General features: G+C 31.4%; 11 protein-coding genes. 4 read left to right on the top strand and 7 right to left on the bottom strand.

Annotated features, from left to right (window positions below):
• The 5 genes from BBG48_RS01790 to BBG48_RS01770 all read right to left on the bottom strand — a co-directional run bounded on the left by BBG48_RS01790 (position 1) and on the right by BBG48_RS01770 (position 5,365).
• Complete coding sequence (locus BBG48_RS01790; RefSeq protein WP_068914271.1) at positions 1-1,536, bottom strand: YifB family Mg chelatase-like AAA ATPase; 1,536 nt, start codon at positions 1,534-1,536, stop codon at positions 1-3.
• Positions 1,536-2,165: a guanylate kinase gene (gmk, locus tag BBG48_RS01785; protein ID WP_068914272.1), complete on the bottom strand. Its 630-nt coding sequence runs from the start codon at positions 2,163-2,165 to the stop codon at positions 1,536-1,538. The genes BBG48_RS01790 and gmk overlap by 1 nt, the downstream gene beginning before the upstream one ends.
• Before the next feature lie 36 nt (positions 2,166-2,201).
• Positions 2,202-4,097: an alpha/beta hydrolase family protein gene (locus BBG48_RS01780; protein WP_068914273.1), complete on the bottom strand. Its 1,896-nt coding sequence runs from the start codon at positions 4,095-4,097 to the stop codon at positions 2,202-2,204.
• On the bottom strand, positions 4,087-4,509 hold the full coding sequence (locus BBG48_RS01775) for a Fur family transcriptional regulator (protein WP_068914274.1): 423 nt from the start codon (positions 4,507-4,509) through the stop codon (positions 4,087-4,089). The genes BBG48_RS01780 and BBG48_RS01775 overlap by 11 nt, the downstream gene beginning before the upstream one ends.
• Before the next feature lie 427 nt (positions 4,510-4,936).
• Positions 4,937-5,365 (bottom strand): hypothetical protein, encoded by a 429-nt coding sequence (locus tag BBG48_RS01770; protein ID WP_068914275.1) that lies wholly within the window; start codon positions 5,363-5,365, stop codon positions 4,937-4,939.
• 233 nt (positions 5,366-5,598) lie between these two features.
• Between BBG48_RS01770 and BBG48_RS01765 the strand changes: the two genes are divergently transcribed.
• From BBG48_RS01765 to BBG48_RS01750, 4 genes are all read left to right on the top strand, one after another.
• The gene (locus tag BBG48_RS01765; protein ID WP_068914276.1) at positions 5,599-5,901 is read left to right on the top strand and encodes an HTH domain-containing protein; all 303 of its coding nucleotides are present in this window, start codon (positions 5,599-5,601) and stop codon (positions 5,899-5,901) included.
• 265 nt (positions 5,902-6,166) lie between these two features.
• Positions 6,167-7,726, top strand: a complete 1,560-nt coding sequence (locus BBG48_RS01760; RefSeq protein WP_068913713.1) for an ABC-F family ATP-binding cassette domain-containing protein — start codon at positions 6,167-6,169, stop codon at positions 7,724-7,726.
• A 45-nt stretch (positions 7,727-7,771) separates the two neighbouring features.
• Positions 7,772-8,653 (top strand): CorA family divalent cation transporter, encoded by an 882-nt coding sequence (locus tag BBG48_RS01755; protein ID WP_068913715.1) that lies wholly within the window; start codon positions 7,772-7,774, stop codon positions 8,651-8,653.
• Between the two features lie 116 nt (positions 8,654-8,769).
• Positions 8,770-10,077, top strand: coding sequence for an APC family permease (locus BBG48_RS01750; protein ID WP_068913717.1), 1,308 nt, complete (start codon positions 8,770-8,772; stop codon positions 10,075-10,077).
• 102 nt (positions 10,078-10,179) lie between these two features.
• Here BBG48_RS01750 and BBG48_RS01745 read toward each other — a convergent pair whose 3' ends face one another.
• Both BBG48_RS01745 and BBG48_RS01740 read right to left on the bottom strand, forming a co-directional pair.
• Positions 10,180-13,320 (bottom strand): EAL domain-containing protein, encoded by a 3,141-nt coding sequence (locus BBG48_RS01745; RefSeq protein WP_068913719.1) that lies wholly within the window; start codon positions 13,318-13,320, stop codon positions 10,180-10,182.
• A 279-nt stretch (positions 13,321-13,599) separates the two neighbouring features.
• Positions 13,600-14,019 carry a hypothetical protein gene (locus tag BBG48_RS01740; protein WP_147292820.1) on the bottom strand — a complete coding sequence of 140 codons (420 nt, stop codon included), beginning with the start codon at positions 14,017-14,019 and terminating at the stop codon, positions 13,600-13,602.
• Positions 14,020-14,022 lie beyond the last annotated feature (3 nt).

Here is a 14,022-nt window from a genome sequence, read left to right as displayed (position 1 = left end):
TTAATTCCTATCCCAATATTTACTATAAACCTTTCTAAAGTTTATAGCCTCTGCCACATGAGCCTGCGTGATTTTTTCTTTTTCGTCCATATCTGCGATGGTTCTAGCAACCTTTAATATTCTATGATAGCTCCTAGCAGTTAAATTTGCTGTCTTATAATATGTTTCCATGAGCTTTTTTGCTCCATCATCAAGTATGCAATATTTTTCAATCTGCTTAGGGTTCATCTGAGAATTATAATTAATTTTTAATTTTTTAAATCTCTCTTTTTGAATTGCTACAGCTTTTTCAACAGTTTCTTTCAAGTCCGCTGATGAAAGCTCAGACTTTTTGTTATCTGTCAGCTCTTCATATTTTATAGACATTGTGTCCACAAAGATGTCTATCCTGTCCAAGATTGGACCTGAGGCTTTTTGCAAATAATCATCGATTTTTTTCTCTGAACAAGTGCATTCACGGTCAGTTGAGTATAAAAATCCACAAGGGCACGGATTTGTCGCAGCTACCAGCATAAATCCGCTTGGATATGTATATTTTGCATTTACCCTTGAAATGGTAACCTCTCTATCTTCTATAGGTTGTCTAAGTCCTTGAATAAGCCTCCTGTCAAAGTTCAAAAATTCATCCATAAACAGTATGCCGCCATGTGCAAGTACCACTTCTCCCGGGTTTGCATTTGAGCCTCCACCTATTAATGACGCATAGCTGATGGTATGATGTGGTGCACGAAACGGTCTGTTTCTTAAAATAATCTCGTCCGGTATCTCTCCTAAAAATGAATAAATTTTGCTAACCTCAATATATTCGTTTTCACTTAAAGGTGGCATAATGGTATTCATTCTTGAGGCAATCATTGTCTTGCCACTGCCGGGAGGTCCTATCATCATAAGATTGTGAAAACCTGCCGCCGCTATTTGTGCCGCCCTTTTTACCTGATACGAACCTTTTATGTCAGAAAAATCTTTGTCAGGCTTAATCGGCTCATAAGTCAAAACTTCCTTTACCTTTGGTAGCTCAACCTTATCTTGCATATATTCTACTACTTGTTTTAAATCCTCTGCAAGAAAAATATCAATATCAGGCACCATGCTTGCCTCTTTTTCACTTGATGCAGGTATTATTACTGATTTTATTTCTTTTTCTTCTACCAGTCCAAGAATAAGTGCAGTAGTTGCCTTTACCGGTTTAAGCTTGCCGTCTAATGAAAGTTCTCCCAAAAATGCAGTTGTTTTTAATTTTTCTTCGCTAAATGGTATACTCTCACTCAAAATTGACAGTGCAATTGGTAAATCGTAGTGAGAACCATCTTTTTTAATGTCTGCCGGTGAAAGATTTATTACTATCTTTTTTGTGACCGGGTATTTTAAAAAGGAATTTGTAATCGCAGCCTTTATCCTGTCCTTTGACTCCTTTATTGCAGCATCAGGCATACCTACTATTGTTATCCCCGGCAGCCCTTTACTAATGTCCGCCTCTACCACTACCTTAAATCCATCTATGCCCATCACACCGGCAGTAAGCACATAGCTATACATTAGTTCTCCTTATTTTCCATAGATTTAAGATATTTTTCTAAGTACTCAGCTCCATATCTTTCTACTGAGCACCTTTGAGACCTTATAATTCTTCTTATCTGTTTTACTGAGTCTTTTACTGTATCATTGATTACAAAGAAGTCATAATCAGTCATTTTTTGTACTTCCTTTTTCATTCTGTCCAGTCTCTTTTTTATTTGGTCATCGCTATCTGAATTTCTGCCTCTTAGCCTCTGTTCAAGAATTTCTGAGGATGGTGGCATTATAAATATAAGTAACGCATCATCATAGACTTTTTTTACATTCATAGCACCGACAATTTCAATTTCCAAAATTACGTCATTTCCTTTATTTATTTGCTCATCAACCCATTTTTTAGGTGTGCCATAGTAATTGTCAAATACGTTTACATATTCAATTAGCTCATCATGCTCAATCATACTTTCAAATTCTTGCTTAGATATAAAATCGTACTCCACACCATTTGTTTCTCCAGTTCTAGGTTGCCTAGTAGTGGAAGAACGTGACAAGAACACATCGTCATACCTTTTTATGTATGCCTTGCATATAGTACCTTTTCCAACACCTGCCGGTCCGGAAACCACTATTAAAAGACCTTTTTTTCTCATATAAGCTCCAATATAAAATTAAATTATATGCTAAAATTACAAATTTTTTGTCAAAAACTTACTCATATCACTTAATCTTTGAACCCTAGACTTAGGTGAACCTGTTCTTGATAAATTGTGATTTTCATTTTTGTATATAATCAGCTTTACATCTTTATCGTTAAGCTTTAGCTGAGTATAAAACTCTGTAGCCTGCTCAAGTGGACAAGTAAAGTCCTTTTCACTGTGCATTATCAATAATTTTGTATTTATTTTGTCAACATTTTTTATCGGCGAAAATTCAAGCAACTTTTCAAAATCATATTCTGTATTTAACTGGTCTGAGGTAAATACCGCACCAATATCAGATGTGCCATAGAAACTGACAAAATTAGAAATACTTCTTTGAGCTATAGCCAGCTTAAATCTGTCAGTTTTTGTAATAATACTGTTTACAGCAAATCCTCCATATGACCCACCTATTACAGCCAGCCTATCCTTGTCTATTTGCTTAAAATTTTTTAAAACTACATCGGTAAAATTCATCAAGTCATCATAATCTATCTTTCCCCAGTTGCCCATTATATCTGCAAATTCGTCACCAAGACCATCAGAACCATGCGGGTTTGTATAAAATACAAAATAGCCAAGCTCACTTAATAATTGTAAATCATAATTAAAATTATGACTTGCCACCATCTTTGGTCCGCCATGGATATACAACACCCCGGGATAATTTAAATTTTTGTCATACCCTCTAGGATAAATTATGTATCCGTATATTATATCACAATTTAACTCACATTTAAATTTATCAATTTCATAAATTTTATTAGATTTTTCAAATTTTTTTGAAAGTTTTGTAATTTTTTTCAATTTTCCATGTGTTTTTTTACCATCAATACTAGTTTTTTTGGAATAAAGCTCCATTAAATTTGTATCCTTAAACCCGGTAACTACCAGCTCATCATCAGTAATCACAAAGTCAGACACACTTGTCAGCTCATCAAAATACAATTCAGCTTTTCCATTAATCAGTCTATAAATACTACATTTATCTCCTCTAGTAGATAGAAAATAAATGCTATCTTTTATAGTCAAAAACCTGTCTACTTGGTCATATTGCACATCAGAAGTAATAGTATTTTCAAATCCATAGTCATTTTCTAAATACAGGTTAAGAGCTCCATTTTCTATCTCATAAAATTTAGGATTTTCATTTAATCCATATCTTTTGAAATTCGTAGCGACTGCAACAACCTTGTTGTCTATATAATCCACGAAGGTAAATTCAAAATCTTTTTTGTCATATAAACATTTTGTAACACACTTGTCTAAATCATAAACGTATGGAGTGTTAAAATTATATAAATTGTTTTTATCCGAAATCAGATAAAATAACTTATTTTCTTTCTTATTAAGATTGAAAAAATCCACATTCTGACACTTTGGAGTTACCTTTTTAAGCTGCCCTAAAATAAGGTCATATATGAAAATTCTACCAGCGCTACCTGCAACGTAGCCACTTCCATTAAATCGATAATTCAAATCAGTGGTTTCAACCTTAGTTTCGTTATTTACCATAAGATCTTTTTCATTTACAAGAATTACTATTTTCTTGTCATCAGTAACTGCAAAATCCTGAACCTCATAATCTATATCAAAAAGCAACTTCTTGTCTTTTGTATCTAAATTTTTTATATAAAATCCTGTCACTTGCCTCTTTTTAGCCGAATATATAATTACCCTAGAAGAAAAAAGTCTTACAATGTCAAAATCCGTATCCATTGAAATTTTCTTAGTTTTCCCATTTTCGTAATAAAAAAGCTTATTTTCATAAGCATTTTTTTTAACATTCATTTTAATTTTTTCAAATACTAGAGTAGATTTAAAAAAATCATCAAGCTTTAAATATTTAATTTTTTTCAAATCAGATTTAATTTTATTTTTCATTCTTATTATTCCTACAAGAGTTGCAAATACCTATTAACTCAAATATATGTTCCTTTACATCAAAATCCTTAATATCCTTATTCTCCAAATTTGTAAAAGGACAAAAATGTAAAAGCTCCTTTTTGCCACAAATTTTACAAGTTATGTAGTGTTCATGAGCCTCATAATCTTCCTTTTTTCTGTACCACCGCTTATCATCCCTCATATATAGTTCCAAATATCCAATCTGTTCAAGATATTCAAGGTTTCTATAAATAGTAGTAACATCTGCAAAACTACCAATAAATTCACAAACAGTGTTCACGTCTACAAAGTCAGTATTATCCTCAAAATAATCTATTATTAATAACTTAGCCTTAGTAAGTCTTTTTTTATCTTTTTTTATTAAACCTATCACTTCTGATTTATCCATTTATAGCCTATCTTTAACTTTTGATTTAATATATCATTGTATATCATCAAAATTACCAATATTTTTCATTAACATTTTTTTAATTATACCATAACAAGAAACATTATTAAAGAATTTGATAAACGTTTAATACAAATTAAAATTTCTGATGTTATGTTTAGAAAAATATATGATGAACCATAGTCATTAAATGTGTTTGCACTATATAATAATGTTTCAAATTACAATTATCAAAATAAATGACTAGATATAATTCAAAGAATATATAAACCATTTCATATGTAGCAAGAATACAAATGCATAAAAAAAGGCTGCTTTATAAGCAACCTGTAAAAAATCTGTACTTGTAAATACCACTTGAGAGGTATCAGATAATATGCACTTCTATGGCTAAGTGCATACCATAAGTTCAACTTGTGATTTTGATTTACTTTTCCAATTCAGTTATTTCAGCATTTAGATTATTAATTAGATTAATAATACTGTATCTAAAGGCTTTTAGCTCAACTAGCTTGTCTTTAATTTCTCCTTGAACTCTAAGGTCTGTAAAAATGTTATCAAACCACATATCAAATACGTTATCTGCAAATGTATCGCTGATTTCAGCAGGCAGGTGCATATTTACATCTTCAAGTTCTTTATTTAGTGTATCTAGTGAGCTACTAATTTCATTTATATCAGCATTTGCTTGTTGAATTTTGCCTCTTTTTATCCAGCTACTAAAAAATTCTCCTCCAAATATATCCCATAGTCCCCAAGACTTCGCACTATCAAGAGATTTTGTGGCATTATCTATCCTAGCTATGACTTGCTCAGCTGCTGTTTTAGCTTCTTTTAGTTCTTTTAATCTATCCATTGTATTACTGCATCCCCTTTATAAAATCATTCACATTAGTATATCTTTCGACAATCAGATTATATTTGCTATTGCAGCTATTGTCAACTTTTTATTTTGCGATAGTATGCAACTTATTTGACATAATTTAAACTTTATATTTATTCTTCAATTAATTTATGGTATTATTGTATTTACTTTTTTCAAATGACTATTTATGTGATAATTTGATTAATGAAAAATAAGGAGACGTTATGGAGGTAAAATGGATCCATAGAAGTAGACAAATAAAAAAGTCTACATCTATGGTTCTTTTTATGTATAATAAAACAGAGGTGATCAAGTTGAGTAAAATAATATTTACACCGGAACAAATAGATTTGTTGTCAAGAAATAAATATGTAAAATCGGTATCTGAAAAAGCGATAACATATACAAATGAATTTAAAATACAGTTCATAGCAGATACAAATAACGGAAAAACTGCAATACAGATATTTAGTGAAGCTGGACTAGATCCACAAATACTTGGTAAAGAAAGAATACATAAATCATAGAAGTCAGTGGAATATGAAAAAGCTGACTCCTGCTCAATACACAAATCTGCTTTTAAGTGCATAGGTTTTTTTATTTCGTCCTTGACATTGGGTCCATTTTAAACTGTTCTATTTTAGTATCAGTTGTTTTGTATAAATAAACCTAACTCCCCTACCTTTACTTCGCCAAAAATATTTCGTAAATTATTCGTCTTTAAAAATTTCAAAAAATATAGTATAATCAACATCTATGTTAAAATAAAGAAATTTCTATAGGAGTATTATTTTGAGTATATTAAACGTTGAACATCTTAGCCATGGATTTGGTGATAGAGCTATATTTGATGACGTATCATTCAGACTATTAAAGGGCGAACATATAGGATTAATCGGAGCAAACGGAGAGGGTAAATCTACCTTTATGAATATTATTACCGGCAAGCTTGAGCCTGATGCCGGCAAAGTCGAATGGAACAAAAGAGTAACCACCGGCTACCTAGACCAGCACACCGTACTAGAGCCAAGCATGACAATAAGAGAAGTCCTACAAGGAGCATTTGCTCACTTATACGAACTTGAAACAGAAATGAACGACTACTATATGAAAATGAGTGAAGATGTATCCCCTGAAGAAATGGACAAAATGCTGGAAGAAGTCGGAGATATACAAGATATACTTGAACATCACGACTTTTATATAATTGACGCCAAAATAGACGAAACAGCTAGAGGCTTAGGACTTTTTGATATTGGACTGGATAAAAAAGTAGACCAGCTAAGTGGCGGACAAAGAACAAAAGTTTTACTTACAAAGCTCTTGCTGGAAAAGCCTGACATACTATTGCTGGACGAACCGACAAACTATTTAGACGTTGAGCATATAAATTGGCTTACAAGATATCTGCAAAATTATGAAAATGCCTTTATCCTTATTTCACACGATATCCCATTTTTGACAAGCGTTATAAATTTGATTTACAACATGGAAAACCTAAAGCTTGACCGTTACGCAACCACCTACGAAGAATTTTTGGAAATAAAAGAGGCTAGAAAACAACAAATTGAGGCAGCATATAAGAGACAGCAAAAAGAAATAGCTGACCTGCAAGATTTTGTAAATAGAAATAAAGCTAGAGTAGCTACAAGAAATATGGCAATGTCCCGTCAGAAAAAATTGGACAAAATGGAAATAATCGAACTTGAGCAAGAAAAACCAAAGCCGGAATTTACTTTTAAAATAGCTAGAACTCCAAGCAGAGATATATTTGTTACCAAAAATCTTGTCATTGGATACGACAAAAAACCTTTATCAAAACCGATTGATTTTTACCTAGAGAGAAATCAAAAAATAGCATTGACCGGTGCAAACGGACTTGGAAAAACTACTCTAATGAAATCCTTGATGGGAGAGCTTAAACCAATTTCCGGCTCTATATCCAAGGGAGAATTTTTAGAAATAGGCTATTTTGAGCAAGAAATAAAAAAAGCCAATGAAAATACTTGCTTGGAGGAAATATGGAATGAATTCCCCTCACTAAATCAAGCAGAGGTTAGAGGTATGCTTGCAAGATGTGGACTGACTAGAAATCATATAGAAAGTAAAATAATGGTGCTAAGCGGTGGAGAGCAAGCTAAAGTAAGATTATGCAAACTCCTTAACAGCAAAACCAACGTACTACTTCTTGACGAACCGACAAACCATTTGGACATTTATGCAAAGGATGAGCTTAAAAAGGCATTAAAGGAATACAAGGATACAATCTTGCTTATCTCCCATGAACCTGACTTTTACGAAGATTGGGTAGACAATGTTTTAGATGTAAAAAATTGGTCATTATTAGCGTAAGTATTAATATGTTTTTCTATTTACAATTTAAAAAAGGAAATATTTATGATAATAGATGAGCAGGAAAATGTACTTAGCTTGGCAAGCATAAAGGATGCAAATAACCAAATTCTATATGTAATTGAGCCTGATGAAAAAGAGCTTAGGGCAATTTCTGATGAATTTATGCTTGATATCGAAATCTTAGAAAAGTGTTTTGACAATTTTACCACACGTCAGGTATTCCGCCAAAGTGGAGCTGAGTTATTATATTTATATAGTCCTTACAAACTTAACTCCTATTTTATGATGCAGCCAATAGTAGTTATATTGACTTCAAAGAAAAAAATTGTTTTAGCCAATCATAAAGATACTTTCTTAAAATATGTAGCAAATATCTTAAACTTTCCATTAGAATTGACTTTTATAGAAAAAGTCTTAGATTTTTATATGGATGAGCTGGACGAAATTAAAGCCCAAATAAAATTTTTGGTAGAAAAAATTAAAATAAATACTTCTGAAAATGAAATGATTTTGGCTTATCAGCTACAGATTTCTATGAGCCAGCTTGATAACGCAGTTGGTAGCTTGAACCTTGTTGTAGATGGAATGTTACAAAAAGGCATTATAAAAAAAGATAAAGAATATGAAATGACTAAAACTCAAATAGCTCACTGTGACCACATGATTCAAACCTATATGGGTATGCTACAATCTGCCGGAGAGTTGATTGATGGTCTTACCAGTAAAAGGCTTAATGACATTATGCTGCTGTTGACTTCTATTACGATTATTTTGTCTGTACCAATGATAATAGGAGGTATTTGGGGAATGAATGTGCCAGTTCCCCTGCAAAGTTCTTCTTATGGATTTGTAGTATTAATTATTATAAATATTATAGCGTGTATAGCAACCTACACCCTGTTAAAAAAGAAACATTTTTTGTAAAAACTAAATATTTTTTATTGACAGTCATTATATATTTTTGTTATATTAAATTTCACATAATCTTAGCCAAGCTAAATTTTTTAAAAAAATATCACACATTTGAAAGGATTCATCAAATGGAAAACAATCAACGAAAACTCGGTCTAATCACCGCAATAAACATGGTAGTCGGCGTGTTAATTGGCTCAGGTATATTTTTTAAAGCTGACGATATTTTAAGAAGTGCTCAAGGTAATATTTTTAACAGCCTTATAGTATTTTTAATAGGTGCTTTCTGTGTTATTTTTTCTGCACTATCCATCAGCTACATTGCACGCCATACAAAATCTGATAATGGTGTAATAGATTATTATGACCGCTTTTTGTCTAAGGATATGGGCGGTGCTATGTCTTATTTTTATTTTTATGTATATTTTCCTACAGTAACAGCTGTTATCGCATGGGTATGCGGCGTGTTCTTGGTTGCATTACTTGGCATACCTTCTTCTTTTGAATTGGAAATGCTTGTAGGGCTTTGCACTTTGATATTACTATTTTTAGTAAATAGTAAGTCAATCTTGGTTGGTGGCTTTATACAAAATGTTACTACCTTTATTAAATTAATACCATTGGTTGTAATACCTCTATTTGCATTAAAAATAGGTTCATCAGCAATCGTGAGTATGTCTCAAACTGAAACAGCATCTACTGGTCAGTTTGCATTTTTAGCAGCACTTGCACCTATAGCCTTCTCCTTTGACGGATGGATTATTGCTACTACAATTACAGGAAAAATAAAAAATCCTAATAGAAATATTCCCCTTGCACTTACTATAGGTCCTCTATTTGTTCTATTAGTTTATGTTCTTTATTTCCTTGGAATGATAAAACTAGTCGGACCTGAGGCAATACTTACATCTTCAGACGGCGGAGCTGGACTAGCCGGTCAAGCAATATGGGGTAATGCAGGTGAATTTATCTTACAAGTATTTATATTTATTTCCGTACTTGGTGTATTAAATGGCTTAGTTTTAGGATATACACAACTTCCAGCCGCTTTAAATGAACGTAAGCTGCTCCCATTTGCGGATAAATTTAGCAAAAGACCGTCTCTTATTGTGTTTATTATCTCAATATTTTGGATGGCTATTCACTATATCACACACCACTATGGACTACTTGGTAATAGTGATATCAGTGAAATTTCCATAGTATTCGGATACACCGCATATATTTTGTTGCATTTAAAATCAATTTCTCTACGTTCTAAAAATGAAATCACCAGTAATTTCTATGGATATATCTTCCCTACTCTAGCTATTTTGGGTTCTGTTATAATATTAATTGGCGGAATTCTATCTAACCCTGTTTATGTACCAATTTTCATTGCCTTTTGTGCAGCAGTGAGCTATGCCGGATATGCTAAATCAAAAAGTTTAATATAAGGTATAAAAATTAAAGGTTCTATATATTTGTTGGCTAAACGTCTGACAAATATATAGAACCTTTAATTTTGTAACAGTATATTTAATTTTTAAAAAGTTATTCTACAACTCATTCCAAAGCTCTCCATTATTTTGCTTTATAAGTAATTCTTCTAATTTTTCTCCTGAGACAGGCTTAGAAAAATAGTAGCCTTGTATTTGGTCACATGAAAGTTTTTTCAAAAATTCATATTGCTCCTTGGTCTCTACTCCCTCAGCTATTACTTTATTATCCAGTTCTTTAGCCATCATAATTATTACTTTTATCATTTTCTCAGATTTTGTGCTAATTCCTATTCCATCTATAAAGCTTTTGTCTATTTTTATTATATCAGTTGGTATTGACGCTATACGTCCAAGAGAGGAATATTTTTTGCCGAAATCATCAAGAGCCATTAAAAATCCCAAAAACTTTAATTTATTTAATTTGTCTAATATATTTACGTCCTCTACTAATGCTGCACTTTCTGTAATCTCCAGCTCAATATATCTGATATCGACTTTACTTTCTGCCAAAATTTCTAATACTTGTAAAAAAATTTCTTCATTTAAAAGCTGCACCGGTGATACATTCACTGAAATGCGTAGAGGTGCTAGTCCATGCTCTATCAATTTTTTGTGCTGCTGAATTGCAGCTTTCAGTACCCATAGTCCAACTTCATTTATAACTCCAGTCTGCTCAAAAATCGGTATAAAAATTTCTGGACTTATTTTCTTTTCACCTTTAGGTATCCAGCGAAGTAATGTTTCAGCTCCTATAATTTTTTTCGTCACGCTGTCTACTTGTGGCTGATATTCAAGATATAACTCATTATATTCTAGTGCATGATATGCCATATTTTTAATTTTAATATTTTGCATGATTTTGTCTTGCATTTTATCTGAAAAAAACTCTATTGAGGATGGACTATTTCTAGACTCAAATAATGCTAAGCTTGCATTCTTTTTAAGTGCGTTATCATCTGTACCGTTTTCAGGGAATATACAGATGCCCACATTTACTGAAACAAACAGCTTTTCTTGTTTATCATTCACAGTTATAGGATTAAAAAAAGTATTCACTATAGTTTTAGCAAATAATTCCGCCTGCTGTTTGTTCTCATAGTCCAGCATTACAATGGCAAATTCTCCGTCTCCGGTTCTACCCAATAAATAACTGTCGTCTATAAGAGATGCCAAGGTATTAGATACAGATTGCAACACAAAATTACCTATAACATATCCAAAAGCATCATTAATCTCTTGAATATTGCCAATCCCTATCTTAAATACTGCAAATTGCTCATCATAAGAGCGTTGTTCTATGATTTCCTTTATTTTGTCCTTAATTGAATTTATATTCATCAGCTTGGTCACAGGGTCAAAATACGCAAAATTGTAAAGCTTTGCCTCTGATAAAGTGGTCTTTTTAATCTCTCCCAATTTATTTGCTATTATTTGGACTATATTTAACCTACTCTTGTTTAAAGGTACTTCTTGTTTTTGATAATACTCAAATACAACCATACCTACAACCGCGTCATACACTACTATTGGAGACGCAATAAAAGAATTAACTCCCCTGCTGGTAAAATACTCTCTTTGACTGCCCATAGAGTCATAGTCCATATTTATTATATTGTTGCAAGCAACAATTTGATTTTGCATAATATTTTCCTCTATAAGCGGGAAAAATGTAATCGGCAATTTCATACCATATTCATAAGAAAACGAAGGCGAAATATTATTTTTTAAACAAACATTCAATATAGTAGCTACTTTTCTATCATCGCTGAACTCACATAGATAGGCATGATTAAAGTCTAATATAACTGAACACATTTCAAACATTTCATCAATTTTTTGTCTTGCATTTTTAATATTTACAGATATAAAATTTGAAGAAATTTTTTCTATTACCTCTTGCTGCTGGAGTAATTTTTTATATCCCAAAAGCTTGAAAAGATACTCATTATTTACATATCTTAAAATCACATAAGAAATAATTATGACAAAAATCCTAACCAAATAATCAACATAGCCTATAGTAACATTGACACTGGGAACTTTTATCCATAAAAATACTTGTAAAAGCAAAGCAAATAGTATGAAAAAAAATGCTATAATCTGCTGCTCCAATAACACTGCAAACTCAAGGAAAAATAAGTATACCGCCCAAACAGTAAGAGCTCCTGAATTAAAAAACAGCTGAACAATATATGCCAACAAAGCAGAACAAACCATAAAAAACAATATATTTTGATTGGAATTTTTTCTTACAAGCATCGGAACAAGCTGTAATAATACACCACAAAGGAAAAAAATCACACCATTGTATACACTCTTTTGCACTGGTAGCCTAAACACAAAATAACCAAGAAAACTTGCTAAAAACGCTCCAATAATAATTACTATCCCTGCAACTCTAAATAAAAGTAAACGGTCTGTATCTGATAATAAAGTGTCTGAGACTTCCCCATCGATGCCATTATATCGATATTGCTTTAACTGTAAAAATAAACCATACTTTTTCATCGAAATAAAAAAGACAATTACAGGAATTATAAAGAAAATAACACCAATATCAGGAAATTTTACACCAATTAAACTAAAAAACGTATCTGTAATACTGCCAAATACAATAGGAACAATTATAGAAACAATCATTACCAATGCCATTTTTCTAACAAAAGCAGACATCTTTGCATTTTTGTACCATATGAATAACAAAACTATGCTAGCAAACGAAAAAATTACATAATATGCAATATAAAATATATCCCAAAAATTTAGTTTATGTGTGTTTATCCAACCAATATCCACTTTTTCCATTACAAAATGCTCTATGCCAGGAAAACCAAAAGGAGAAAAAAGAAGAACATTTATTAAAGCAGGAGCGTAAATGATTAAATAAGCAAGCCAAGTATATCTCTTAGGAATTTTTTGCTCAAATTTTGTAAAAACCAAAGTAAAATGTAAGAATAGACTATAAATAATCCCCCAACCAAAAGTCGCAATACTCCTCCAAAACCTACTAACTTCAGCAGTTTGTGCATAATTTGACACAGCAAATGAAAATGACCAAATAGAACTACACAGCAAAATACCTAAAAAAATAAGATTTATCTTACTCTTAAAATTTGTAATGACGATGTATGCTCCAATCAACACATATATGCAGCCTATAACATAAAACACTATAGATAAAAGCAAATCATACTTCATTTATTTCACATCCTCATTGCTTGCAATATTTATGTAAAATCACTAACAAAGTCCTAACAAAAAACAATTTTTGATAAAAAATCCATTCCATATAATACCACAAACCTTATATTTCCAATCATATTATAGCACTTTTAAAAGAATTATGCCTCTGTAAAATTATAACAATAATATAGACACTTATACTCACATAAAATAATTTATAAAAAATATTTCTATCAACACCTAACTGACATTGTAAAATCCTTGATAACTGCGAAATACTTATAACAATCAAGTTCACTTATTTTCAATAATGCCCAAAAATTTGTCTATATGCTCCTTATCCCTTTTGCTGTACTCAATATTTTCTTTTGATGAATACTTATTTATGCCCATATCTACAAGCTTTTTATCCAAATATACAACCTGTGAGTATGTATAAGGTTCAAAATATTTTTTATTTGTCGTTTTATTAGTTTCAGTTATTATAAATTTTTTGTTTGGCAAAGTAATTTCATACAAAAAACTTCCCTTATAAATATTATTTAATCGATTTTTTATTTCTCCATCAGAAAAATACGCACTTATCTTTTCAATTTGACTATAGTCATATTTTTCCCCAACAATGTTTTCTGATGTTCTATATATAATTTCACTATCAGTAAATACAGCAACATTTACAACAAATAAATATGTAAAAATACATAGCGGTATCATAGA

Source organism: Criibacterium bergeronii (assembly GCF_001693775.2).
Taxonomy (GTDB): domain Bacteria; phylum Bacillota; class Clostridia; order Peptostreptococcales; family Filifactoraceae; genus Peptoanaerobacter; species Peptoanaerobacter bergeronii.
The sequence above is the reverse complement of the archived record's forward strand: the minus strand, read 5'-3'. Positions and strand labels throughout refer to the sequence as shown.